Source organism: Microbulbifer agarilyticus, assembly GCF_001999945.1.
In the GTDB taxonomy this organism is placed as follows: domain Bacteria; phylum Pseudomonadota; class Gammaproteobacteria; order Pseudomonadales; family Cellvibrionaceae; genus Microbulbifer; species Microbulbifer agarilyticus_A.
In genome coordinates, this window is sequence record NZ_CP019650.1 from 1,777,470 (window position 1) to 1,801,458 (window position 23,989).

The following is a 23,989-nucleotide window of genomic DNA, read 5'->3' on the forward strand; positions in this document are numbered from 1 at the left end:
CGAGAGGGGTCATATTTTCGTTAACAGTTCGTCGAGGTCGACCACCGGCTGAATATCGATCGCTGCATTTAGTTTCGCAAATAGAGGTTCGTTTATGGCAGGTAGTTGTGAGGGATCCTTTGCATCAAATACGAGAGTGCCGGCGCGACATCCACTATCCAGGTGAAAATAGGCAGCTTCTGGCTTGGTTTTTTCAACAAGGTCTTTGATCGCCAGAGCCATGGAGCCGTCCGACGCGCACTCGTTGCCTTTTTGTACTGGAATAGAAAATCGAAAGAGCAGGCGCATTAGTTTCTCCTTAATCTAATACTGAGCAATTGGTTGCGTGCCAAAGCCTTGCGCCATTTTATTGTAGTGGGGCAGCGAGCCTTTGCTGAGCAGGTGGGAGGCGTTCAGTCAGAGAAATGCGTTGGCTGTTTCATGGGGCAAAAAAAAGCCCCGCCGGTTAGGGCGGGGCTTTTTGGTTCAGGCTATCGCTTACACAGCAACGTTCTGAATCTCAACCGCGGCAATGCGCTTGCCTTCTTCGGCAGATTTTTGGAAGTCCTCAATCTGGTCGAAGTTCAGGTAGCGGTAGATTTCCGCAGACATGGAGTTCAGGTTCTGCGCGAATTCCTGGTATTCCGCCGGAGTCGGCAGTTTACCCAGAATAGCGCCAACAGAAGCCAGTTCTGCAGAGGTCAGGTACACGTTGGCACCATCACCCAGACGGTTGGGGAAGTTACGGGTGGAAGTAGACAGTACGGTGCTGTTCGGTGCTACACGTGCCTGGTTACCCATACACAGGGAGCAGCCTGGCATCTCGGTGCGAGCGCCCGCGGAACCGTAGATGTTGTAGTAGCCTTCTTCCATCAGCTGGTGCTCATCCATCTTGGTAGGCGGAGAGATCCACATGCGGGTGGAGATACCACCTTTGTGCTGTTGCAGCAGCTTACCAGCGGCGCGGAAGTGACCGATGTTGGTCATACAGGAGCCGATAAATACTTCGTCAACCTTGTCGCCGGCAACGTCGGACAGCAGCTTGGCGTCGTCCGGATCGTTCGGGCAGCATACGATCGGCTCTTTGATTTCGGCCAGGTCGATTTCGATTACTGCAGAGTACTCGGCATCGGCGTCGGCAGACATCAGTTCCGGTTTCTCCAGCCACGCTTCCATGGCGCGAGCGCGACGCTCCAGGGTGCGCTTGTCACCGTAGCCTTCGGCAATCATCCAGCGCAGCAGGGTGATGTTGGAACGCAGGTATTCGGCGATGGAGTCTTCCGGCAGCTTAATGGTACAACCAGCGGCGGAACGCTCGGCAGAGGCATCGGACAGCTCGAACGCTTGCTCAACGGTCAGGTTGTCGAGGCCTTCGATCTCGAGGATGCGGCCGGAGAAGATGTTCTTCTTGCCTTTCTTTTCTACAGTCAGCAGGCCTTCCTGAATCGCGTAGTAAGGAATGGCGTGTACCAGGTCGCGCAGGGTGATGCCCGGCTGCATTTCGCCTTTAAAGCGAACCAGTACAGACTCCGGCATATCCAGTGGCATTACGCCGGTAGCAGCGGCGAACGCCACCAGACCGGAACCTGCCGGGAAGGAAATACCCATCGGGAAGCGGGTGTGGGAGTCACCACCGGTACCTACGGTGTCCGGCAGCAGCATGCGGTTCAGCCAGCTGTGAATGATGCCGTCACCCGGACGCAGGGAAACACCGCCGCGGTTCATGATGAAGTCCGGCAGGGTGTGCTGGGTGTCGATATCAACGGGCTTCGGGTAAGCCGCGGTGTGACAGAAAGACTGCATGGTGAGGTCAGCCTGGAAGCCCAAACACGCCAGGTCTTTCAGTTCGTCACGGGTCATTGGGCCAGTGGTGTCCTGGGAACCAACGGTGGTCATCTTCGGCTCGCAGTAGGTACCCGGGCGAACGCCTTCCATACCACAGGCTTTACCGACCATCTTCTGTGCCAGGGTGTAGCCTTTGCCGGTGTCGTTCGGCTGCTCCGGCAGGCGGAACAGATCGGAAGCGCCCAGACCCAGGGATTCGCGCGCTTTGGTGGTCAGGCCGCGACCAACGATCAGGTTAATACGGCCGCCAGCCTGTACTTCGTCCAGCAGTACGTCGGACTTCAGTGCGAACTCGGACAGTACTTTGCCATCTTCGGCGAGGATCTTGCCGTCGTACGGACGGATTTCGATCACGTCGCCCATGTTCAGTTCGTCAACCGGGGCTTCGAATACCAGTGCGCCGGCGTCTTCCATGGTGTTGTAGAAGATCGGCGCGACTTTACCGCCGATACAGATACCGCCACCTTTCTTGTTCGGTACGCCCGGCAGATCATCGCCGAAGAACCACAGTACAGAGTTGGTGGCAGACTTACGGGAAGAACCGGTACCCACTACGTCACCAACGAAAGCAACCGGCAGGCCCTTGGCCTGTACTTCCTCGACTTGCTTCATCGGGCCGACAACACCGTGCTCTTCAGGTGTCAGACCGTCGCGGGTCATTTTGTACATGGCGCGCGCGTGCAGAGGGATGTCCGGGCGGGACCATGCATCCGGGGCAGGGGACAGGTCGTCGGTGTTGGTTTCGCCAGTTACCTTGAATACGGCAACTTTGATGCTTTCGGCAACCTTGTCGCGCTTGGTGAACCACTCGCCGTCAGCCCAGGACTGGATTACGGCTTTGGCAACTTCGTTGCCCGCTTTGGCTTTCTCTTCCACATCGTGGAAGGCGTCAAACATCAGCAGGGTGCCTTTCAGCTGCTCGCCGGCCAGCTCGGCCAGATCTTTGTCGTCCAGCAGCTCAACCAGGGTGGCAATGTTGTAGCCGCCCAGCATCATGCCCAGCAGTTTGGTGGCTTGTTCTTTGTCGATCAGCGGAGACTCAGCTTCGCCTTTAACGATCGCGGTGAGGAAACCGGCTTTTACGTAAGCTGCTTCGTCCACACCCGGCGGAACGCGGTTGGTGATCAGGTCCAGCAGTTCCTGCTCTTCACCCGCGGGCGGGTTTTTCAGCAGCTCGACCAGGCCGGCAACTTGCTCGGCGTTCAGGGGCTTGGGTGGAATACCTTGTTCGGCGCGTTCAGCGACGTGTTTGCGATAGGCTTCAAGCACGGATAATTCCCTCTTTGGTGTATGGGGTAGAACCAACAGCTTTCCTGGAATCCGGATATGGCGTTTTTCGTCAACCGAACCCCGATTTACATCGATGGCCGCTGGAAGCGGGTGGCGAATTCTACATTAATCGCCAGTTGCTGTTAAGTTCCTTGAAAAATCAATAACTTACGCAAATTTCGATCATTCACACGGTGAATAAAGGTCGTATTTTGAGCGCTTAATAAGTGAGAATCAATCGCATTTTCCACTTATGAGGGCCGCTAATATCCACGCCATGAATGGGCCAAATCGATCAGTAAAATGCTATTCTGTGACGCTCGATTTCACACCATTTTATCGGCGTGGTGAGTAAACGCAGTTTGCGTCACCCTCAAGAGCGCGGCCGGCAGGAGAGGTATTTTCGCTTCATGGCGATCTATAAGAAAGTGCGTACACCGTGTATTGGCGTTTGCTCCACCGGCATTGGCGATAATGTGTGTCGGGGCTGCAAGCGGTTTGCTCACGAGGTGATCGACTGGAATGCTTATTCGGAAGAGCAGCGCCGAATCATCGCCGAACGTCGTGACGGCTATCTTGCAAATGCGGTGCGCAGCCAGCTGGAAATTGTCGATCAGAACCTGCTTCTCGCACAGCTGCGCCATCAGCAAATCCGCTTTAATGAAGATCAAAGTCCGTATTGTTGGGTCTTTGAGCTGTTACGTGCCGGTGCCAGCCAGATTGAAGATCCTGCCGACTATGGCCTGTCGTTAACGCCCGTATCGAGAGGAGTGCCGCTGGTGGAAGTGCGACAGCGTATCGATGACGACTTTTTTGCGTTGTCAGTGGCCTACTATCAGCGTTTTGTGGCACCAGGCTTGGCGGTGCGGGCGGGCTGATTCAAGCGGGTTGGCTCAGCTGGCCGTTGACTCAGGTGGCGCTGTCGATAACGAGATGTACTCTGAGCGCGGCCAGAAACGGGGTCTTTTCGATCCGCAAATCCCGGCGGGTGCGGCGCTGACTGAGTGGTGGGTTGTGATCCACCCTAGTAAATTCCGGCAGGGTGCGGTCGCCTTCACTATTCACCAATACCGGCATGGCTGCATAGCCGACCTGTCGGTACTCCTCTTGTTTGTCCCGAAAAATCTCTGCCACTTGCAGGTTGGGGCGGCTTTGCATTTGTATTTGGCGCAGATTGTCGTGTTGGCTTTTGTGCAGCCCGGCGAGTAGCTGTCGCTGATACTGAATGCCCTGGTCTTGCCCTTGTGGGTCCAGCTGAACCAGCTTTCTCTCACACCAATCCACGCTGACTTTGCGGATAGACTTTCGCGCCTTGATCCAGCTGAGTGCCACGGCATCTGGCCGCTCGGGGCAAAGTAGTATCTGTCGGTAGCATTGCCGTAGGTGCGCTCTGGAAAAGCCGGCGTTACCGAGCATCTCCCGCAATAAGCGGTCGCGCTCCAGCGCGGGGCGGGGGGCGAGTGATTCCTTAATGGTTGCGGTGAGCTGCTGAAATTCTACTTTGTTGGCGTTGAGCTCCTGTGCCAGCTCGATGATTTCTGCCGGGACCGCCAGTAAGCCGGGGACCTGCAGCGTATTGCGTGCGTCACCGGGCAGGTGCTGTTCACCGTAATCCAGGTTGGCAAATAGCGCCGCTGCGAGGGTGAAGGGGGTGTCGAATGTGACCCCAAGTCGTTCTGCCGCCTCGGCCGCGAAACCGGGCTGGAGCAGGTAGCTCTGCCACGGATATGTAGCCGTCTGCAGTTCGATCAGGCTTTGCGCGAGCTTGTCTGCCTGCGCGTGCATTCGCTCCAGAACCCCCGCTAGTTGTGCTTCAAATTGCTGGTTACTGGTCGCAATAGCGTTCCCGGTCATTGGAAGATTCCGAGCTGGTTTAGGTGGTTATCGGCAAAGTGGGCGCTGGTCGCCATTTGCGGGGTTGGCAATCCCTAGAATATTAATCCACTTAATAAGTCGTTATCAAATGACGGTGCGACTAGCGTAAAGTCAGATCTGCACTTCGTAGCAATGGTCACCAAAAGTAGGGGGAGGGGCGTTATAATGCGCGCGCTAATCCGCCCTGGTGGCGCCTGTTGTTGTTCATTGGTTCTGTTATGAGTACTACCCCCGTTCCGGATCTCACCGCTATCCACGAGTTTCTGTTGTGTGAAACGCCTGATGCCTGGGTGCAGGCCGCGCTGGCGGAACCGGAAATGATGCTGGTGGATCACGCAAACTGTGAGAAAAAGGCCGCCGGTACCGCGCTGAACCTGATGTTTCGCTATCTGGACAACTTCAAGCTGCTGAACAAGATGTCGCGTCTGGCACGAGAAGAGTTGCGCCACTTTGAGCAGGTGATCGCCATTATGAAAAAGCGCGGCATCCGCTACCCGCACGTCAAGGCATCTCGTTACGCTGCGGGCTTGCGTGATCATGTTCGCCGCGAGGAGCCCGGTCGTCTGGTGGATACCTTGATCTGTGGTGCGATTATCGAAGCGCGCTCCTGCGAGCGTTTTGCGCGTATTGCGCCGCACCTCGATGAGGAGTTGCAGAAGTTCTATCTGTCATTGCTGAAGTCGGAAGCGCGTCATTTCAAGGACTACCTGACATTGGCGCAGGAGGCTGTATCAGAAGATATTGCACCACGCGTGCAGGTGTTGTTAGAGGTAGAGCGCACGCTTGTTGAGAGTGAGGACGAAGATTTTCGCTTTCATAGCGGTGTTCCCCAACAGGCTTGAGCGGCCTTTAACGGCGGCTGATAGAGGTGGCCAGTGTCAATCGGGGTCGAGTTTTTTCAGTAGCTCGACGAATTCGTCGAGGTCCAGTGCGTTGCTGCAGTCCACCTTAAATTTGTTGTGAAAAAAGATCGTCAGCTCTACGCGGTTTGTGCGCAAAAATACTGTGTAGCCGTCGAAGTCGGTGCTGGCGGTGAGGCCATGAAACTGCCAGCCGTCGTCCGTTTTCTTGCCTTCCTGTGTGACACGGTTGAATACGCGTAGTGCTTGTTTGACGTCAATTTTCTGTTCGAGCTCCATTCCAGTCTCCATCGGCTTGTCTAAGCTTTAATGCGCGTCTCCGTCATCCAGCTTAGATCCGACAATGCCATCCAGCCAAGATGCTACAGACCTCTCGTTACACTGGTTTAATCGCCTGGCGTATCTTGGCGTATTGCCATTCGTGCTCGGCTTGTGGATGCAGTGGTCAGGAGTTTCATTTGGATATGTCGACGGACGCTTTTTGTTTGCTGCGTACAGCTGCGCGATTTTAAGTTTTTTGTGTGGAGTATGGTGGGGTGGCGCTTTGAACGCGGCGCATCATCCGGCACATAATAAGTTGATGTACCTGAGTAACGGCTTGTGCCTATTGGGGTGGGTCGGGCTTTTGCTTTATCGGACGCCGGTTGGTCTGCTGTTGCTTTTACTGTGTTATGTGTTTGTCGAGCGCATGGAGGCTTACTTAAAGCCAAACCGGCGCGAGCTCAGAAGTTACTTTCGCACGCGCACGCGGGTGACCTATTTGGTGGTCGCGTGCCATCTTGCGATGGTGCTGCTCCTTATTGCTGGCGGGTAGCTGGTTTTTATGAGGGGCGTCTTTTGCTGCGCTTGATCCGGTCAATGCGTAGGCGTTTGTGTTGCCGTGATTACGGAGTAGGGGGTGAGTTCCTGCAGGATTTCTTGCAGTGTGATGAGTTGCCAGCACGCTTGGGCACCTTGCAAATAGCTTGGGCACTCGTCGTTGGTAAGTAGTTTTCGGGCGAGCGCGGCGGCTGGTGCTGCGGGTATCCATGGGCCATCGCCATTCAGGCCTAGTATTTGCCAGCTGGCCTTTGCGGACCTTTTCTTTACCTCTCCATGTACCTCAATTGTCATGCCGCCATGAGGTGAGCCTCCCGGCCACCACGCTGCGAGTTTGTGTCCCCATTTGGCAAACCAGGGCAGGTGCCAGGTCGTCGAGCGTTGTTTCATTGTGTGTGCAAATTTTGCGCACCAGCTTAGCCCGTCTTGCAGCGCCCAGGGCTGCACACCGGTACCAAAGCGGAGGTTTTGCAGTTTGGGCCACAGTGGTGGGATGAGCTTGAGGTCGGGTATGTCGAAATCGCATACATGTCGAGTGCCGACCGGGTGCCCCAGGTGGACCTTGCGGGGCTCTGCGCCGGCAAAGGTACGATAGGTGCGGCCGTCGTGGATGATGTTGAACTCGCTGCCCAGTGCGTCCAGGCCGGAGCGTACCGTGGCGAGTCCGCGATGTATGCGGTGTGCCGGGGCAATAGCAATGTCGATATCGCTGATCGAGTCGAATTCTTCGGTAACCACCGCGAGTACGGCTGAGCTGAGTGCGGGCAGGCTGCTTGCGCCGGTTACCGCGCAAGTGCCGGCTTTGGCGGCATTGCTATTCAGCGTGTCGAAGTTGGTGACAAAGTCCGTGCCGTCGGCGATGTCTAGATAATGCACCTCGTGCTCAATACAGGCGCGTGCCACCTGGTAGTCCTGCCCCTGGAACGGGCCAGCACAGTGGATTACAACATCGAGGTTGAGGCCGCGAATTTGCGCGGAAAAGTTGATCGAGTTTAAGTCGAGGCGAAGGCCGACAAACAAGGTTTGGGGGAATTGTTGTTGCAGTCGGTTGGCGAGCAGAGAGGCTTTAAACTGGTCGCGGCCGGCAATAAGAATCTGTACCGAAGGTACGTTTGCCAGCATTTCAGCGATACGGCTGCCGAAGGTGCCGTAACCACCCAATATAAGCACCCGTTTGCGGATTGCATGTTGTGCTGACAATGACTCGCTCCTGATCCTTGGCGCGCTTTTTTGTTCTAGTAGTGGCCTCTAAGGTAACAGGCTAGGGGGTGAGGGGCTAGGGGGTGATGGGCCAGTGGATCAGCTCCAGCCCGTATTCGTCCGCTTTAATGCTCCAGCCTAGTTTGCCCCAGTCGCCCAGCACCAATCGCTCTGCCGCTTGGCCGCTTACGCGGAGCTCGTGGCGGTGGGGTCGGTGCGTGTGGCCGTGAATCATGGTGTCGCAGTTGTACTCTTCGAGCGCCTTGACCACTTCTTCCGGTGTCACGTCCATGATGTCTTCGGCTTTGAGGCTGTTCATGGACTTGGAGGCGGCGCGAATCTGTTCGGCAATCTGGCGGCGCTCTTCCAGCGATTTGCTCAGCAGCACTTGCTGCCACGCCGGGTTGCGAGCTTGCTGGCGAAAAGCCATGTACTCCTGGTCGCGTGTGCACAGGCTGTCGCCATGCATTAGGAGTACCGGTTTGCCGGCCAGTTCGACAACGCTTGGGTCTGGGAGCAGGGTAGCGCCGCAGCGCTGAGCAAAGTCTTCCCCTAGCAGAAAGTCGCGGTTGCCGTGCATCAGGAAGAGTGCTGGGCCGCTTTCAGAGTAGGTGCGGAGTTGCAGGGCAACTTGTTCAATCAGCGGTGCATCGTCGTCATCCCCGATCCATACTTCGAAGAAGTCGCCGAGAATGTAGAGTGCGTCTGCATCGGCCGCGGGCCCCTTGAGGAAGTCAAAAAAGGCCCGGGTGATGTCCGGGCGGGACTCGTCCAGGTGCAGGTCTGAGATGAGATAGCTGGCCACTGGATGATTCCGCCCTTGATCTGAGGTGATTACTTGTCGGCGTAGGCGTCAGAGATGGTTACGCCGGTAATTTCGATGGTTTCGCGCGGTACGTCCTGATGGAAGCCGTTACTGCCGGTGGCAACGTCTTTGATCTTGTTTACTACGTCCATACCTTCAACAACTTTGCCGAATACGCAGTAGCCCCAGCCTTGCGCATCTTTTGAGCGGAAATTCAGGAAGTCGTTGTCGTTCACGTTGATGAAAAATTGAGCGGTGGCGGAGTGCGGGTCCATGGTACGGGCCATTGCTACGGTGCCAGTGTCATTCTTCAGGCCGTTGTCTGCTTCGTTTTCTACAGCGTCGCGCGTTGGCTTCTGGTCCATGTTAGGGGTCATGCCGCCGCCCTGGATCATGAAGTTGTTGATCACGCGGTGAAAGATAGTACCGGTGTAGAAGTCGTCACGGCAGTACTGGAGGAAGTTGGCCGCGGTTTTAGGGGCCTTGTCAAAGTCCAGTTCCAGAGCGATGTCGCCGTGAGTGGTGTGCAGAGTGATCATAAAATGTCCTGTCCGGGGTCGGTTTGGGGCGGCATGATACTCTGTTCACAGACCGACGCAAGCGACTCAGGTAGTTGGCGTCCGGGAAATGAAAAGCCATGCGCAAACCCGCATCTGGGGTATAATCCGCCGCTTAGTTTGTACAGCTGTATATAGAGAAAGCTATGACATCCGAGAGCAAGCCCGCTCACTTTCTACAGAACATCATTCGTGAAGACCTGGCCGAGGGCCGGGTTGATCAATTGACCACCCGTTTCCCGCCGGAGCCCAATGGCTACCTGCATATCGGCCATGCCAAATCTATTTGTTTGAATTTTGGCCTGGCGAAGGAGTTTGGGGGGCAATGTAACCTGCGTTTTGACGACACTAACCCGGCCAAGGAAGAAGAGGAATACGTTGACGCCATCAAGCGCGACGTATCCTGGCTTGGCTTCGACTGGGCAGGGGACGCACGTTATACCTCGGACTATTTCGATCAGCTGCATCAGTGGGCGATTTCTCTTATCGAGCAGGGTAAGGCATACGTGTGTGATCTGTCTCCGGAAGAGGCCCGTGAGTACCGTGGCACCTTGAAGGCTCCCGGTAAAAACAGCCCTCACCGTGATCGCTCCGTAGAAGAGAACCTCGACCTGTTCGCGCGTATGACCGCTGGTGAATTTGACGAGGGCAGCTGCAGCCTGCGCGCCAAGATTGATATGGCTGCGCCGAACATTAATTTGCGCGACCCGATCATTTACCGTATCAAGAAGATGGCGCACCACCAGACTGGTGATAAATGGTGCGTATACCCGAGCTACGACTTCGCCCATGGCCAGTCCGATGCGATCGAAGGTATCAGCCATTCCATCTGTACCCTCGAGTTTGAAGACCACAAACCGCTCTACGATTGGTTTATTGAGAACCTGCCGGTACCGGCACGTCCGCGCCAGTACGAATTCGCCCGCCTGCAGTTGAACTACACCGTGGTGTCCAAGCGCAAACTGAAGCAGCTGGTGGACGAAGGATTTGTCGATGGCTGGGACGATCCGCGTATGCCGACCCTTTCCGGTCTCCGTCGTCGCGGTGTGACGCCGGCGGCGATTCGCCAGTTCTGCGAAATGATCGGGGTTACCCGTTCTGATTCCACCGTGGACGTGGGCATGCTCGAATACGCCATTCGCGACGACCTGGACAAGAATGCGCCCCGTGCCATGTGTGTCATGGCGCCGCTCAAGGTCACCCTTACCAACTATCCGGAAGGGCAGCAGGAAATGCTGAGTGCCCCGGGCCACCCAGTCCGTGATGACCTGCCAGCGCGGGAACTGCCGTTCACCAAGACCCTGTATATCGAGCAGGAAGACTTCCGCGAGGAAGCCAACAAGAAATACAAGCGTCTGGTGCTCGGCAAGAAAGTCCGTCTGCGTAACGCCTATGTCATCAAGGCCGACGAAGTAGTCAAAAATGACGCCGGTGAAATCGTCGAAGTGCTGTGTTCCGTTGATCTGGACACCCTGGGCAAGGACCCGGCCGACGGTGTGAAGCCCAAGGGTGTGATCCATTGGGTGTCTGCGGACAACAACGTCGATTGCGAAGTGCGCCTGTACGACCGCTTGTTCAACGAAGAAGCGCCGGATGCTGGTGGCAAGAATTTCCTGGAGTCAGTAAACCCGGACAACCTGCAGATACTCTCTGGTTGTAAGGCCGAAATCGGTCTCGCTCAGGCAGAGGCGGAGAAAGGCTACCAGTTCGAGCGCAACGGCTATTTCTGTCGTGACAGCAAGTACGGCTCAGCGGAAAAGCCGGTATTCAACCGTACCATTGGCCTGCGCGACAGCTGGGCCAAAGAACAGAGTAAGTAGCGGATAGAGATGTCTCTCAAGATCTACAACACCTTCTCAGGTGAAAAAGAAGTCTTTACACCCATTCAGGAAGATCGCGTGCGCATGTACGTGTGTGGTCCTACTGTTTACAACCGGGTGCACATTGGTAATGCCCGTCCTGCGGTGGTGTTCGACACCCTCTATCGGGTGCTGAGAAGTTTGTACGGCGATGTGGTCTACGCGCGCAATATCACAGATATTGACGACAAAATCATGAAAGCGGCGCGTGATAACGGTGAAGAAATCACAGCGTTGAGCCAGCGATTCGCGCAGGCGTACTTCGAAGATATGCTTGCGTTGAATACTCTTCAGCCGGATGTCACGCCATATGCCACTGAGCACTTGCCTGAAATGATCGCGATGATCGAGGCGCTGGTCGAGAAGGGCCACGCCTACGCCGCGGAAGGCCACGTCCTGTTTGCGGTAGAGTCTATGGACGATTACGGCAAGCTGTCCAAGCGTTCCCTGGACGATATGCTGGCCGGTGCCCGGGTTGAAGTCGCACCGTACAAAAAGTACGCCGGAGATTTTGTGCTGTGGAAGCCGTCTTCCGATGAAGAGCCTGGTTGGGATAGCCCCTGGGGTCGTGGTCGCCCGGGCTGGCACCTTGAGTGCTCGGCGATGATCAAAAAGCATCTGGGTGAAACCATCGATATCCACGGTGGTGGCCGTGACCTGACTTTCCCGCACCATGAAAACGAGCGCGCGCAAAGCTGCTGCGCCAATGGTGTGGATTTTGTGCGTTACTGGATGCACAACGGCTACGTAAATATCGACGGCGAGAAGATGTCCAAGTCCCTGGGCAACTTCCGTATGGTCAATGATCTGCTGAAACAATATCCCGGTGAGGTTTTGCGCTTTGCGCTATTGTCGGCGCACTACCGTTCGGAGCTAAACTTCAGCGCCGACCTGCTCGATCAGGCGTGGCGCACGCTGGATGGCCTGTATGGCGCCTTGCGTGAAACTCAGTCGGTAACCGCAACTGCGGCCAACCTGGAAGGTACTGCGTTTACCCAGGCCCTGCACGATGACCTGAATACGCCTATTGCGATCAGTGAGCTGCATCAGCTGGCGCGAGACCTGAACAAGGCCGCGGAATCTGAAAAGCCCGCGTTGAAAGGCCAGCTGCTTGCGGCGGCTGAAATGCTCGGTATTCTGCAGATGGACGCAGAAGCCTGGTTCAAGCAATCCCGTGGTGGCGATGCCATCAGCGAAGAAGAGATTGAGGCGTTGATTGCCGAGCGCCAGCAAAGTAAGAAGGACAAAAATTTTGCCCGTGCAGATGAGATCCGTGAGGAACTCAAAGCCAAAGGCGTGGTGCTGGAAGATAGCCGCGAAGGAACCAAGTGGCGCCGCGAGTAAGCGGCGTTGGTTTGTCGCAGATCCAAAATAGATCCAAAGTAGATTCAAAGTAGATTAGAACAAGAACGAAAGAACAATTAGAGATAAAACGACCATGAAAAACATCCTCACTATTACTGCTGTTGTGTCCGCTGTTTTTCTGCTTGCAGCCTGTGAACCCAAGCGCGGTTCCGATGCCTGGTGTAAGAAGATGGACGAAACGCCCAAGGGCGACTGGAGCTTCAAGGACGCCGGCGACTACACCAAATACTGCGTACTAAACCAAAAACCAGACGAAAACTAAGCGGCGCTCTGTACGGAAGCTGTCCGTTGTTTTTTGTCGATTCCTGCCAGCATTTCTTCCGCCCGCTTACCGGTAAGTACCGTGAGCAGGTGGTTGAGTGTCTGCGTCTGTTATATGAGCGCCTGTATACCGCCAAGGCGGATTACGGTGAATCCCTAAACCGCGAGCAGATTCTGGAAATCTTTTCAGAAGCGCTTACGCGGGCCCCGCAACTCGACAGCGACGGCGAGGGCGGTACCGAATCCGAGGGACGCTTTCGCGGCCTGCGCGAACAATCCATATGGGTGCTGAATAGTCTGGTGGAGTTTGGCTGGCTGGAAAAGCTGGTGGACTCCGCTACGCTCACCGTATCTTATCCGTTCAGTCGTCGTGGTCGCTTGTTTACGCAACCGCTGGTGGAACTAAACAGCACCCGCGTGCGCACCCGCCATCGCAACACCCGTAACACGCTAAATGCTCTGGACGCCTTCGCTAGCCGCGGTGAGATCTACGATCTGATCGATGCGTGGGAGTATTCCGAGAGAATCGTTGCCGACTTCACCGATATGATCGCTGAGCTTGAAGAGCGCAAGCGGGAGATGGTGCGTGAGGTCGAAGCACACATTCTGGTGCAGCAAGCGACCGACGAATTCTTTTCGTTTATGGAGAGCCGCTTCCAGCCAGATCTGGCGATCAGGCTTTCTGCGGATAGTGTGGAGAAACACCGCGATAGTATCAGCCGGGTAATCGGTCAGATACGTCGCAAAGACAGCGCACAAAAAGCGGAATGGGAGCAGCGCTTGCGCCAGCAATTGCCCGAGCTTTTTGTCGAGGGGCAGTCGGTTCTGTGGTTGATGCTCGACACCATCGAAGATCGCATGCGTCGCGCCTGTGAGGTGAAGTTGCCGGCACTGCGCCAGGCCCTGCAAGGGTTTACCAAACGCGCAGAAATTATTATTCGTCAGCTCAGTTACCTGCAAAGCACCACTGAGGGTGCATTCACGGATCTGTGTCAGGAACTGGGTGCGAGCGACCGACGGGATGCGCTGCTTTCCAGCCTCGGCGATGATCTCGCCGGTTTTCAGTTGCGCCTGTTTGATCCAAAGCACACCCAATTGTGGCAGCGCAGCCGCCGTCAGCCAGTGAATACCTTGGTAGAGGATGAGGCACCGATCGATGATGAAAGTCAGCGTGGTATCGTCCTGCAGCAGCTGCTGGACCAAGCATTCAATTTCAACAGCAGCGATCTCAAAACTTACTTGGCGAATGCGCTCGGTAGCGGGCAGCGGGTGCACAGCCGCGACCTTCCGCTATCCAACGCGCGGGACCTGCTGGCCATGAGTCACGCGCTGGAAGCCGCGGCGGTTTCGCAAGATGGCACCGGCCCCTTTGTGGAAGTAACTTTTTCTGGTGAAACCGCGAGCAATGATTATTTCCAGTCTTTCGATGAATACACACTTGAGTTGAAAAACCGTGATTGAACAGGCTCTAGACGAGGCGTTGGCGCAGTGCCGCCTGACCCGCAATGAATTTTCCGAGCTGCTGGTACGCCTACTGGATTACGGTGTTATCTGCCGAGATGAAAGTAACGTTGAAACGCTACTTTACGATCGCTTTCAGCGCTGCGAGCAGTTGATCCGCGATTGGATCGCACCTTTGGGCTTGCGTTTGCAGCACGATAGCCGTTTCCAGTTCATTCGTGTCTATCCGCCGGGCGCCGAAGTCCCTAGCATGCCGGATCAGGACGAGCCGCACCATGGCGGTTTTCGCGCGCGTCTTTCGCAACAGGAAGTCGCCGCGATTCTTGTATTGCGTGTCGAATACGACAAGTCGTTGCGGGAGGGGCAGGTTGATGACCAGGGTTGTGTGGCACTGACCCTCGAAGCCCTAGAGCTTGGCTTGCGCAACTTGCTCAAAATGTCGCTGCCAGACAAGTTGGCAGAGCGCAAGCAGCTGTTGAAGAAGCTGCGCCAGCTGCGCTTGATTCAGTTCAATGGGGACGACAACGATGCCGGTGCGGAAGCCCTGCTGAGAGTACGACCTACTATCGCGCAGTTTGTAAGTGAGGCGGCACTGGCTCAGCTCTTGGAGAGTGAGCCCGCCGTGGTGGAAGCGGTGGCGGAGCCAGCAGTTCAACCAGCTGCGGACGCTCAGGTGCCTGTCGTGCCTTCTGCCGCGCCTAAAAATAGCAAGGAAGACATTCAGCGCATTACGCCTGCCAGTGAAGAGCACAGCCTCTTTGCTGATTCGCAACAATAAAATAGTGAGCGAACGAAACGCATGTTTCTGAAAAAACTCATTCTGATCAACTGGGGCAATATCCCCCAGCTGGAATACGATTTCGGCCCGATCAACCTGTTTTCTGGTGGCAATGGCTCCGGTAAGACCACGGCCGCCGATGCCATCCAGACGTTGATGACCGCCGCTCACGACACCCTGTTTACCTTCAACCCGGGGCAGGACGAGACCACCCAGCGTGGTCGCGGCGGCAAACAAGTGCGCACACTCGCGTCCTATGTTCTTGGTTGTGACGACGGCAGCTACGCGCGGCTGCAGCCCACCGATTGCTATATCGCGGGTAACTTCTTTCCGACCGAGGGTGAGGAAGGCGAACCGTTTACCGCGATTATGGCGATCCGCGCCCATCTTGATACCAGTTCCAAGCCCGCCCAGGCGCGTCAGGATAATTTGAAGTTCTTTGTCATCCCCGGCCAGCAGTTGGCGATGGGCGACTTTATTAAAGAATACAAAGATGGCAAACATCTGCTGCCGCTCGACAAGTTCTATGGCGTAATCAGCAAGCAGTTTGGCAAGGTCGAGCAGTACGACAAAAAGAAAGCTTACTTGCGCCGTCTATATGGCGCTTTGCGTGGCCGCAAAGATGCGGTTCCCGATCGGGAGGCGACTCATGCGGCACGCACCTTCGCCAACTTTATGGCTTATAAACCGGTTAAGAGCATCAACGACTTTGTCGCGCAGGAAGTATTGGAAAAGCGTGATCTAGGCGACGCCATTCGCTCTGTGTCCGAATTGATGAAAACCATTCATGGTATGGAGCAGGAAGCGCGGGAAATTGTTGATCGCGTGGATGCGCTCGCGCGTATTGCCGAGTCGGCAGATCTGTATACCGAGCAATGGCTGCAATTGCGGGTGCAAGAATACTTACAGGCCAAGCACCAACAACTTCGCGTACAGAAAACCTATCTAGAGGGAAAGAACCGACAGAAGGAAACCCGGGCGGAGCTGGAGCGGACCGGGCAGGAAATTGTGCAGTCTGAGGCGCGCACACGTCATCTGAGTGAACAGCTGGTTGCCATTCAGGCACAGCGACAGGGGATCTCTGCGCTTCGCAGCAAGGATGAGTTGGATCGGAAGATTACTCAGGCGAACCGTATCCTGTCTTCTCTGGCATCGCCACTTGCAGCCCAGCAGAAACTGTTCGCTTCGAACCAAAGTGCGGCGGAAGAGCTGCTGTCTCTACTGAGCACGACTTCCGTTTCACTGGAGATACCTGCATTTAGCGATGGGGCGCTGGTGAAGTCACTGAAGGCAGTGGCCCGCAGTGAGCCATTGCCCAAGCTCGATGGTCTGCTCGGAAAAGACTGGATTGACCTGTCCGCGCAGGAGTCCCTGCGCGAAACCGTCGCAAAGTCTGAAGCCCAACAGAATCGTTTTGTGCAGCAGATGACCGGTGCGGAGCCAGGTGAAGTCACGTTGCGCGACCAAGTGAATGACCTGGTATCCCGCGGTGAGCTGAAAGTGCAACAAATGCAGAAGCAGCTGCACGGCCAGGAATCCCGCATTCAACACCTTCAGTCAAACCGGGTGCGCTATCCGCAATACGTAGAGCAGGCGCTACTGGCAATTCGCGAGCAGTGCCCGCAGGCCGAGCCGCAGGTGCTATGCGACTTTGTTGAAGTGCTGGACGAGCGCTGGCAGATGGCAATTGAAGGTTATCTGGGTGGTGCGCGTTTCTCGATTATTGTCGAGCCGGATTTTGAGGCGGATGCCATTCGTGTGGTACGCAATATACCGGGACGCAGCAACCGCGCACGGGTTATCCAGGGGGATAAGGCGCGGCGTGATGCAGAGCGGCTGGATGCGCAGAAGAGTTCCATTGTTGAGTTGATGTCGTTCAGCCACAAGACTGCGGAATATTACCTGCGTGCTTCCTACGGCAGTGTTCTGCAGGTGCGGGATGCCACTGAGCTCAAGGGTACCCGTCGCGGCCTGACATCTGAGGGACTGGCCAGCGGCAATTACAGCATGTGGCGCTGTGATATCGACGATAGTGACCTAGTGTTCGGCCAAGGCGCACGGGCCCGGGCGTTGGCGGCACAAGAGCGCGCATTACAGCAGTTGTTGAAAGAAGCAGGTGTGATCAGCGAGCAGCAGCAACAGCTGCGCAAGCTGTCTCAGGCTGTGCGCAGTTTGTCCAGCTTGTCGCTGCTGGAATCGGTGGATAGCGCGCTGGATGCGCAGCGCCAAGGCCGTAATGCAGAGCAGGCCCTGTCGAACCTCGATCTGGATGACGGGGTAGAGCTGGAGCAGCAAGCCAACACCTTGCACGAACAGCTTGAGGCGGAGCGCCAGCAGGGTGCCCGCCTGCAGAAGCTTGCCGGTAAACTGGAATCAAATCTCGACGGAATAGCGCGGCAATTGCAGGCGCTTTCGGCCCAGCTCGATCAGCTCGACGAGGCGCTGAGTGATTGTGAGGCTGCGGTTCAGAGGATTACTCAGATCACGCCCGATTTCGATACCGACTCGGTGCTGCAGCAGGCGGATCAGCAGGCTGCGCAGGCGGATGATGGTTTTGATTTCTCTCAGGATGTCGCGGAATGGCGCGGGCTGTTGCAGAAGTACAGCCACCAGTTATTGAAGGCGGTGATGGACTACAACGCGAGTTGTAGCACCGGTGATACCCTGTCGTTTGATCCGGACTTTGCTGCGGGTCATGACGAGTCACAGTTCAAACTCGTGTGTCAGCTGGTAGAGCAGGTGACGGCATTACGCAATCGCCTCAAGAACAACTTGCTGGTAGACCGCCACGAGCAACTGCAGGGGCTCAAGAAGTCCTTTAACACCACTTTCGTTACCCACCTCTGCCACGCGATTTACCAGTCGATTAACGACGGCAAGCGGGTATTGGATGATCTCAACCTCGAACTTGAGCATCACCGCTTTGGTGCTGACCGCGAGCGTTTCCGCTTCGATTACCGCTGGGTGCCGGAATTCAAAGAGTACTGGGGCTTCTTCAAGGCGGTTATCGAATTGCCCAATCTCGGTGAAGAGCAGAGCCTGTTTGATGCCGATTTGTCACAGAAGCACCAGCAGGTACGCGACAAGTTGCTGAATATGTTGCTGAGCGAGGACGAGCAGGTAGCGCGGCGCGAACTCGACCGCATTAGTGATTACCGAAACTATCGCAATTACGAGATCTACAAGGAACCGCAGGGCAAAGAGCCCATCGCGCTGAGTCAGTACGGCACCGGTTCCGGCGGCCAGTTGGAAACCCCTGCCTACATTATCCGTTCCGCCGCTGTTACCTCGGCCTTCCGCTTCAACGACGGTAGCAGCCACCTGAAGATGGTATTGGTGGACGAGGCCTTCTCGAAGATGGACGAATCGCGCTCTCGCGAGGTGATTCGCTATCTGACGGAGACCCTGGGGCTGCAGCTGCTGTTTATCATGCCCAGCAGCAAGTCCGGTCCGTTTATGGACCTGATTTCAAACCAGTTCGTGTTCAGCAAGTGCCCGAGTCCCAAGCCCATTGGCGAGCTGAATACCCGGGTGTATGTGGACCGCAAGGTGTGTAACCAAGAGAAGATTGCCAAGCTGTGGGCCAATCACCGGCATACCATACGCCAGCAAGCCAGTCTCGAGTTTTTGGACATGCTGGAAGAGCCGGTCACTGTTTGAACTTGATTTTTAGACGTCAGTTCACGGAACATACCCCCAATTCAGGTAGTATTTGTCCATTAGTTTGAACAATAAAGCTATGAGCAGGGGAGGCTTGTATGCGTCAATTTTCGATTTTGTTGGTCTTTGTGGTGGCCTTTGGTGGCGCCGCTGTGCTGTATGAACAGGAAAGTCGTAAAGTGAAAGGGGTTCTGTCCCAGATCACCGATTTACAGGCCAAAGTGGGTGATATGCAGGCGGAGATCAAGCGCCTGAATGCCGAGCTTGAATCCGTAAAGCTAGCGGAGCGCCGCCGCCCAAATTTGAATACCGTCGCCAGCCGCGTACTTAAGAACGAGTCGGTCAAAACGCGCCCAGTGGCTCAAGCAGGCGCTGGCGAGCAAGGTCGCGGCGTTTTTACCGGTGATGTGACGACGAGTGCGCCGGCAATCCGTGGGCGGGGTGAGTCTGGTGAGGATGGCGAGTGGGCCAAACCCTCCGTGGATGCCGAAGTATACGAAGCTCAGGCTGGCAGTGGTGACTCTGCGCCGCTCGCAGACCCTTACCAGTAGGTGGTGGTCATCAGCAGCCGGCTAGGTAAGGGCGGTTGTAAGCAGACCGCTTTGCCAGCTTTACTGGTGTCCTTATAATTATTTGTAGATTTTTGTCCGAGCCCGCTGTTAAAGCGGGCTTTTGGTTTTCTGAGTCGGGAATTCGCTATGAGTGTTACCGCGTTTTATGAGTCTCTCTCTGCCCAGCTCGCAGGCCTGCTAACGGGCGAGCGCGATTGGCTGGCAAATACCGCAAATGCCAGTGCGTTACTCTTTCTCGAAATGTCTGACATCAACTGGGCGGGCTTCTATTTCCTGAATAGTGACGAGCTGCGTCTAGGCCCTTTCCAGGGTAAGCCGGCTTGTACCCGTATTGCGGTTGGTGCGGGTGTATGTGGCACCGCCGTCAAGACTGGTCAGTCGCAACTGGTTGAAGATGTCCATGCGTTTCCCGGGCATATTGCCTGCGATGCGGTTTCTGCGTCCGAAATCGTTGTCCCTCTTTACAACGGCGAGCGCTGTATTGGTGTGCTGGATATCGATAGCCCGTTGATCGCTCGCTTCACCGAGCAGGATTTGGCTGGGATTGAGGCATTTGCCCGTGTGCTGCTTGAGCACACGGATTTGCCAACGGCCTAGAAGCCGGACGCTTAGGGATGGCGGTTATTTGGCAGCAGCAGCGCAATGGCAACCACTATGAGGTGCGGACCCATGGTGCATCCGTACGTCTCTACACCAATGGGGTGTTCCACACACAGTGGAATCCCCGTGACCCGCTAAAAGGCTCCCTATGGGAACTGTTGCTTTTACCTGCATTTTTTCGGCCCCCTGCACAAGTGAGGCGGGTGCTGTTGCTGGGTGTGGGTGGTGGTGCATTGGTCCGGCTGCTGCAGACTTATTGCTCCCCAGACCAAATCCTCGGCGTGGATATTGATCCGGTGCACCTCTCCGTTGCCAAGCGCTTTTTCGAGGTGCGCGGTGTCGAGCTGGTATGCGCGGATGCTCGTACCGTGGTCGCGGACCTCACGGCCGGAGATGCGCCTCCGTTTGACCTGGTAGTCGATGATCTATTCGGGCATGTTGATGGCGAAGCTGAGCGCGCCTTCGCCGCTGATCCCGAATGGTGCGAAGCGATTCTCGCGCTTGTGGGGCCTGCGGGTATGGTGGTCAGTAACTTTGGATCACGCGGTGAATTGCTGGCCAGTGGCTGGCGAACGCCCGGGATCAGCGCACAACTGGCGGCCCCCGGCGGCAGCTGGACCCTCGATCATCCGGATTATGAAAACTGTATCGGCGTTTTTAGCCGGATTCCTCTGGATCGCAATGATCTCAAGCTACATGCTCCTGCCGTACTTAATCCGGGTAATCCGGCACGAAAAATGGACGCCCGTATTCGCGCTCTCCGCTAAGTCATCTTTTCACTAAATTAATGCATGTATTGAGTTGGCGGGCTATTGATCCTTGAGTCTATACTGAATTTAGTCAGTTATTTTCCCGGGACCAATTGATGCGCTACAAGACCTTGGAAGATGTGATTCAGGAGGGAAGGGAGTTCCACCAAAAATTGGGCCGCCAGTACGCGGAATTTGAATTACTTTCTGCCGATGAACGGGCCAGTTTGCTGCTCGATCAACTCAAGCGACGCGAAGTTTCGATGAGCCACACGCTGGAAAATTTCCGGGACGATGTGGGCGAGGGGGCTTTGCGCACCTGGGTGCAGTTTGCCCCGGAGGGGCGTGAACCAGAATTACTGCAGCGATTGCGCAACATCGATATCTCTGACGTGGAAGCCATTGGGGAAGTCGCCATGGATATCGAGATGTACCTCTCCGATCAATATCGCGATTTACTTTTGATCGCCGATACGCCCACAGCGAAGCGAACCTTGGAGCGTTTGCTTGAGCTCGAACAGCTCGAAGAGCATACACTCTCGGTTAATTTATATAACTTGCGCGATTGTTGATCGAGCATGTTTTGCTGGAGTGCATGGCGCTGGAGCGTATATTGCTGGAGATAGACGAGCGGCAAAGCATCGTTTGCTGACGTTATTTAGCTAGCCTAAATACGCAAAACCCTTTGGCTTTTTCCAGCAAAGTAACTTCGCGAAATAGCCTTTCGGCTTTGCGCGCGAGCGGAATAAATTCGTTTACCACGAAGAGCGCCAATCCACCGGCGCTAAGCGTTCTTGCCGCCTCGGTCAGAAAGCGATCGGTGAGGTCGCCTTCCACCTGAAAACCCTGATGAAAGGGCGGATTACAGATCACTACATCTGAGCTGGCACTGGCGACTTGCGAGCCTGCATCGCCGGCAATCACTTCGCCCTTAATTCCGAGCGAATCAAAATTATTCTGACATGCCAACAAGGCTGCGGCGTTGTTGTCGGTGGCAATAATATGCGCTTCGGGTGCCAGCTGAGCTAGCTGGACACTCAGGTAGCCAAAGCCGCAACCCAGGTCCAATGCTGTGAAAGGTGTCTTAGGCAAGTGCTCGGAGAAGTGCTGGGCCAGCTGGGCACTACCCACGTCAATTTTGTTCCACCCAAATAGGCCAGGTTTGCTAAACAGGCCATTGAGCGAATCCAGCTTGCGCAAAGTGCGGTAATTGGAATCGTCCAGGAGTGTGCCAAGTGTTGCGCTGCTGTTGAGATGGTTGTGGCTGGCGTAGTCCGTACCATGCTTCTGCAGGTTTTTCCCCCGGCCAAACCTCTGTGCGGCTTTTTGTGCGTAGGTTTTGATTCCGCTGTTCTTGCCGCCAATCAGGATTAGTTCGCCATTCCCTTGAAGGCATTCTGCGGCAGTGTTGATCACATGGTGTACCGCAGCTTTTTCCTTTGATACCGGGTACACGATGCGCGAGATTGATCGATCAAGTGTTGTTAGATCGAAGTCCGAAAAATGTGCAGGAATACCAAATTGTTCCGCCGCATGAACGATATCCCAGCGATTGCTGAGCAGAATGCCGTGAAATTGAAGCCCAGCCTTGAGTAGGGCTTTGCTATTTTCATCGGCGATCCACAGCGTGTCTTGATCGCTGTCGCTCAGCAGTTGGGAAAGCAGGGTGGACATAGTAGAGCTTTGGTCTTTTCTTGCAGGCTCAGCCGATACTGGCGACTTCTTCTGGGGTAAGCGCGCGGTATTCCCCTTCGGTCAACATCTCGTCCAATGCGATTTCACCAATGCTCTCACGATGTAGTTCCAATACGCGATTCCCCAGGGCCGCAAACATACGTTTTACTTGGTGGTAGCGCCCCTCGGTAATGGTGATGCGCACTTCATTGCGGTACAGAATCTCGAGCTTGGCCGGCTTGGTACGGGTCTTCTCGTTATTCAGCCAGATACCCTTGGCAAACTTGTCCACCGCATCGTCAGCAATCGGCTCGGCCAAGTGTGCGTAGTAGGTCTTTGCACATTGATGGCGGGGGGAGGCGATTCGGTGCGACCACTGGCCATCATCGGTAATCAATACCAGTCCAGTGGTATCGATATCCAGGCGCCCGGCAATATGCAGTTTTTGCAAATTTGGCTCGTCGAGCAGGTCCAGAACGATGGGGTGCTCCCCATCTTTCGTGGCGCAGACGTAGCCCAGTGGCTTGTTAAGCATAAAGTAGCGGGGCCCGGCCGCGCCGAGCGGCTCGCCGTCCAGGCAAAGCTCGTCAGAAAGGTTCACCTTGCTGGCAGAGTCGGTGACCGTCTTTCCATTGACGGTGATGCGTTCCTGGCGTGCTGCTCTTTTCACTTCGGCCCGCGACAGGTCGGTGACCTGGCTGATCGCCTTATCGAGACGAAGTGTTTCGGGTGTTTTGGATGAGGGCTTAGCCAATCTTCTTCTCGCCGGAATCTACGGATTGGTAAATCAGGGTGTTGATGGTCATGGGGCCAACGCCGCCAGGAACCGGAGTGTAGGCGGATGCATGCTCTACCAGCGGGCCCAGCTCAATATCGCCGACGCCACCGGGGTGGTAGCCTGCGTCCACAACCACGGCGCCATCTTTGATCCACTCGGCTTTGATAAACTCTGGACGGCCTACGGCGCCTACTACGATGTCAGCGCGGCGGATATGCTCGGCGAGGTCCTGGGTTCTGGAGTGGCAGATGGTTACGGTCGCATTGGCGTTCAGCAGCATGGCGGCCATTGGTTTACCCAAGATGGGACTGCGGCCAACGACGACGGCGTGCTTGCCTTGAAGTTCGATGTTGTAGGCTTCCAGCAGGCGCATGATACCTTTCGGGGTAGCGCAACCGTATGCTTCCTCACCCATCGCCATACGACCAAACCCGAGGCAGGTCACGCCGTCTACGTCTTTCTCTAGAGCAATGGCGTCAAAGCAGGCGCGTTCGTCGATCTGCTCCGGCACAGGATGCTGAAGAAGAATACCGTGTACATTAGGGTTGCTGTTCAACTCTTCGATCTTGGCCAGCAGTTGCTCGGTGGTAGTAGAAGAGGGGAGTTCCACCTGTAGGGAGTCCATACCTATACGGCGGCAGGCGTTGCCTTTCATCTTTACATAAGTCGCAGAAGCAGGATCGTCGCCCACCAGAATGGTGGCGAGGATTGGAGTCTGGCCGCCGCTTTTCTCTTTCATGGCCGCGACGCGCGCAGACAGTTCTTCTTCGGTTTTCTGGGCAAGGGCCTTGCCGTCCAGAACCAGTGCTGACATAGATATTTCTCAACCTGAACAGGGAGCTCCGCCGGCGCGAAGTGACGGGCTCGTGGGTGTAGGAATTAGAAGCTTAATAAAGGGGCGGCATTTTCGCACAAGCCGCGAATATTTTCCCTATCTGGTCAGCTATTCGGCAACCAGTTTGATGAAAGGCTAAACTACTTTAAAAATAATGGCTTAGCGGCGTTGACACCCTCGAGGGGCGC

The 23,989-nt window shown here is 55.6% G+C and carries 23 protein-coding genes; 13 read left to right on the plus strand and 10 right to left on the minus strand.

The features are described 5' to 3' along the window. Positions 1–9 precede the first annotated feature (9 nt). Positions 10–288 carry a hypothetical protein gene (locus tag Mag101_RS07095; RefSeq protein WP_077402752.1) on the minus strand — a complete coding sequence of 93 codons (279 nt, stop codon included), beginning with the start codon at positions 286–288 and terminating at the stop codon, positions 10–12. A gap of 189 nt (positions 289–477) precedes the next feature. Beyond that, a complete protein-coding gene (gene acnB, locus Mag101_RS07100) occupies positions 478–3,093 on the minus strand; it encodes a bifunctional aconitate hydratase 2/2-methylisocitrate dehydratase (protein ID WP_198040122.1) in 2,616 nt (871 codons plus the stop codon). A 410-nt stretch (positions 3,094–3,503) separates the two neighbouring features. Here acnB and Mag101_RS07105 point away from each other — a divergent pair, with 410 nt between their 5' ends. Further along, positions 3,504–3,971 (plus strand): DUF1289 domain-containing protein, encoded by a 468-nt coding sequence (locus tag Mag101_RS07105; RefSeq protein WP_077402758.1) that lies wholly within the window; start codon positions 3,504–3,506, stop codon positions 3,969–3,971. A gap of 31 nt (positions 3,972–4,002) precedes the next feature. Here the strand turns inward: Mag101_RS07105 and Mag101_RS07110 are convergent, their stop codons facing one another. Then, a complete protein-coding gene (locus Mag101_RS07110) occupies positions 4,003–4,947 on the minus strand; it encodes a hypothetical protein (RefSeq protein ID WP_077402761.1) in 945 nt (314 codons plus the stop codon). Positions 4,948–5,186: 239 nt separating this feature from the next. On the opposite strand from Mag101_RS07110, the gene Mag101_RS07115 reads away from it, so the two are divergent. Next, on the plus strand, positions 5,187–5,810 hold the full coding sequence (locus Mag101_RS07115; protein ID WP_077408130.1) for a tRNA-(ms[2]io[6]A)-hydroxylase: 624 nt from the start codon (positions 5,187–5,189) through the stop codon (positions 5,808–5,810). Between the two features lie 36 nt (positions 5,811–5,846). Here the strand turns inward: Mag101_RS07115 and Mag101_RS07120 are convergent, their stop codons facing one another. Beyond that, a complete protein-coding gene (locus Mag101_RS07120; RefSeq protein ID WP_077402764.1) occupies positions 5,847–6,107 on the minus strand; it encodes a DUF3081 family protein in 261 nt (86 codons plus the stop codon). A 64-nt stretch (positions 6,108–6,171) separates the two neighbouring features. On the opposite strand from Mag101_RS07120, the gene Mag101_RS07125 reads away from it, so the two are divergent. Then, positions 6,172–6,642 carry a DUF3429 domain-containing protein gene (locus tag Mag101_RS07125; RefSeq protein WP_077402767.1) on the plus strand — a complete coding sequence of 157 codons (471 nt, stop codon included), beginning with the start codon at positions 6,172–6,174 and terminating at the stop codon, positions 6,640–6,642. A gap of 41 nt (positions 6,643–6,683) precedes the next feature. Here the strand turns inward: Mag101_RS07125 and Mag101_RS07130 are convergent, their stop codons facing one another. From Mag101_RS07130 to Mag101_RS07140, 3 genes are all read right to left on the minus strand, one after another. After that, positions 6,684–7,847, minus strand: coding sequence for a saccharopine dehydrogenase family protein (locus tag Mag101_RS07130; protein ID WP_198040123.1), 1,164 nt, complete (start codon positions 7,845–7,847; stop codon positions 6,684–6,686). A 76-nt stretch (positions 7,848–7,923) separates the two neighbouring features. Then, on the minus strand, positions 7,924–8,652 hold the full coding sequence (locus Mag101_RS07135; RefSeq protein ID WP_077402774.1) for a UDP-2,3-diacylglucosamine diphosphatase: 729 nt from the start codon (positions 8,650–8,652) through the stop codon (positions 7,924–7,926). A gap of 29 nt (positions 8,653–8,681) precedes the next feature. Next, positions 8,682–9,191 (minus strand): peptidylprolyl isomerase, encoded by a 510-nt coding sequence (locus tag Mag101_RS07140; protein WP_077402777.1) that lies wholly within the window; start codon positions 9,189–9,191, stop codon positions 8,682–8,684. Positions 9,192–9,355: 164 nt separating this feature from the next. Here Mag101_RS07140 and Mag101_RS07145 point away from each other — a divergent pair, with 164 nt between their 5' ends. From Mag101_RS07145 to Mag101_RS07190, 10 genes are all read left to right on the plus strand, one after another. Then, on the plus strand, positions 9,356–11,029 hold the full coding sequence (locus tag Mag101_RS07145) for a glutamine--tRNA ligase/YqeY domain fusion protein (protein ID WP_077402780.1): 1,674 nt from the start codon (positions 9,356–9,358) through the stop codon (positions 11,027–11,029). A 9-nt stretch (positions 11,030–11,038) separates the two neighbouring features. Continuing rightward, positions 11,039–12,412 (plus strand): cysteine--tRNA ligase, encoded by a 1,374-nt coding sequence (gene cysS, locus Mag101_RS07150; RefSeq protein WP_077402783.1) that lies wholly within the window; start codon positions 11,039–11,041, stop codon positions 12,410–12,412. 94 nt (positions 12,413–12,506) lie between these two features. Continuing rightward, positions 12,507–12,695 carry a DUF3012 domain-containing protein gene (locus Mag101_RS07155; protein ID WP_077402786.1) on the plus strand — a complete coding sequence of 63 codons (189 nt, stop codon included), beginning with the start codon at positions 12,507–12,509 and terminating at the stop codon, positions 12,693–12,695. Positions 12,696–12,721: 26 nt separating this feature from the next. After that, positions 12,722–14,155, plus strand: coding sequence for a Wadjet anti-phage system protein JetA family protein (locus Mag101_RS07160; protein WP_077402789.1), 1,434 nt, complete (start codon positions 12,722–12,724; stop codon positions 14,153–14,155). Beyond that, a complete protein-coding gene (locus tag Mag101_RS07165; RefSeq protein ID WP_077402792.1) occupies positions 14,148–14,933 on the plus strand; it encodes a DUF4194 domain-containing protein in 786 nt (261 codons plus the stop codon). The genes Mag101_RS07160 and Mag101_RS07165 overlap by 8 nt, the downstream gene beginning before the upstream one ends. A 21-nt stretch (positions 14,934–14,954) precedes the next feature. Continuing rightward, the gene (locus Mag101_RS07170) at positions 14,955–18,593 is read left to right on the plus strand and encodes an ATP-binding protein (protein WP_077402795.1); all 3,639 of its coding nucleotides are present in this window, start codon (positions 14,955–14,957) and stop codon (positions 18,591–18,593) included. Between the two features lie 98 nt (positions 18,594–18,691). Continuing rightward, positions 18,692–19,144, plus strand: coding sequence for a hypothetical protein (locus Mag101_RS07175; RefSeq protein WP_077402798.1), 453 nt, complete (start codon positions 18,692–18,694; stop codon positions 19,142–19,144). A gap of 147 nt (positions 19,145–19,291) precedes the next feature. Next, on the plus strand, positions 19,292–19,762 hold the full coding sequence (locus Mag101_RS07180) for a GAF domain-containing protein (protein WP_077402801.1): 471 nt from the start codon (positions 19,292–19,294) through the stop codon (positions 19,760–19,762). 17 nt (positions 19,763–19,779) lie between these two features. Then, a complete protein-coding gene (locus Mag101_RS07185) occupies positions 19,780–20,532 on the plus strand; it encodes a class I SAM-dependent methyltransferase (RefSeq protein WP_077402804.1) in 753 nt (250 codons plus the stop codon). Positions 20,533–20,630: 98 nt separating this feature from the next. Beyond that, the gene (locus Mag101_RS07190; protein ID WP_077402807.1) at positions 20,631–21,086 is read left to right on the plus strand and encodes a hypothetical protein; all 456 of its coding nucleotides are present in this window, start codon (positions 20,631–20,633) and stop codon (positions 21,084–21,086) included. A gap of 82 nt (positions 21,087–21,168) precedes the next feature. Here the strand turns inward: Mag101_RS07190 and Mag101_RS07195 are convergent, their stop codons facing one another. Genes Mag101_RS07195 through folD form a run of 3 tightly spaced genes read right to left on the minus strand, consistent with a single transcriptional unit; the run spans position 21,169 to position 23,780 of the window. Beyond that, positions 21,169–22,188, minus strand: coding sequence for a class I SAM-dependent methyltransferase (locus Mag101_RS07195; protein WP_077402810.1), 1,020 nt, complete (start codon positions 22,186–22,188; stop codon positions 21,169–21,171). Between the two features lie 28 nt (positions 22,189–22,216). Further along, positions 22,217–22,942, minus strand: a complete 726-nt coding sequence (gene rsuA / locus Mag101_RS07200) for a 16S rRNA pseudouridine(516) synthase RsuA (protein ID WP_077402813.1) — start codon at positions 22,940–22,942, stop codon at positions 22,217–22,219. Next, positions 22,935–23,780: a bifunctional methylenetetrahydrofolate dehydrogenase/methenyltetrahydrofolate cyclohydrolase FolD gene (folD, locus tag Mag101_RS07205; RefSeq protein WP_077402816.1), complete on the minus strand. Its 846-nt coding sequence runs from the start codon at positions 23,778–23,780 to the stop codon at positions 22,935–22,937. The genes rsuA and folD overlap by 8 nt, the downstream gene beginning before the upstream one ends. Between the last annotated feature and the right edge of the window lie 209 nt (positions 23,781–23,989).

Bases quoted from the DNA above. Each gene is read 5' to 3' on its own strand.
- Mag101_RS07105 (WP_077402758.1), top strand. From the start codon at position 3,504: ATGGCGATCTATAAGAAAGTGCGTACACCGTGTATTGGCGTTTGCTCC.
- Mag101_RS07140 (WP_077402777.1), bottom strand. From the start codon at position 9,191: ATGATCACTCTGCACACCACTCACGGCGACATCGCTCTGGAACTGGAC.
- Mag101_RS07145 (WP_077402780.1), top strand. From the start codon at position 9,356: ATGACATCCGAGAGCAAGCCCGCTCACTTTCTACAGAACATCATTCGT.
- Mag101_RS07195 (WP_077402810.1), bottom strand. From the start codon at position 22,188: ATGTCCACCCTGCTTTCCCAACTGCTGAGCGACAGCGATCAAGACACG.
- Mag101_RS07110 (WP_077402761.1), bottom strand. From the start codon at position 4,947: ATGACCGGGAACGCTATTGCGACCAGTAACCAGCAATTTGAAGCACAA.
- Mag101_RS07125 (WP_077402767.1), top strand. From the start codon at position 6,172: ATGCCATCCAGCCAAGATGCTACAGACCTCTCGTTACACTGGTTTAAT.
- Mag101_RS07095 (WP_077402752.1), bottom strand. From the start codon at position 288: ATGCGCCTGCTCTTTCGATTTTCTATTCCAGTACAAAAAGGCAACGAG.
- Mag101_RS07155 (WP_077402786.1), top strand. From the start codon at position 12,507: ATGAAAAACATCCTCACTATTACTGCTGTTGTGTCCGCTGTTTTTCTG.
- Mag101_RS07120 (WP_077402764.1), bottom strand. From the start codon at position 6,107: ATGGAGCTCGAACAGAAAATTGACGTCAAACAAGCACTACGCGTATTC.
- Mag101_RS07175 (WP_077402798.1), top strand. From the start codon at position 18,692: ATGCGTCAATTTTCGATTTTGTTGGTCTTTGTGGTGGCCTTTGGTGGC.
- Mag101_RS07170 (WP_077402795.1), top strand. From the start codon at position 14,955: ATGTTTCTGAAAAAACTCATTCTGATCAACTGGGGCAATATCCCCCAG.
- Mag101_RS07185 (WP_077402804.1), top strand. From the start codon at position 19,780: ATGGCGGTTATTTGGCAGCAGCAGCGCAATGGCAACCACTATGAGGTG.
- Mag101_RS07115 (WP_077408130.1), top strand. From the start codon at position 5,187: ATGAGTACTACCCCCGTTCCGGATCTCACCGCTATCCACGAGTTTCTG.
- folD (WP_077402816.1), bottom strand. From the start codon at position 23,780: ATGTCAGCACTGGTTCTGGACGGCAAGGCCCTTGCCCAGAAAACCGAA.
- cysS (WP_077402783.1), top strand. From the start codon at position 11,039: ATGTCTCTCAAGATCTACAACACCTTCTCAGGTGAAAAAGAAGTCTTT.
- Mag101_RS07190 (WP_077402807.1), top strand. From the start codon at position 20,631: ATGCGCTACAAGACCTTGGAAGATGTGATTCAGGAGGGAAGGGAGTTC.
- Mag101_RS07180 (WP_077402801.1), top strand. From the start codon at position 19,292: ATGAGTGTTACCGCGTTTTATGAGTCTCTCTCTGCCCAGCTCGCAGGC.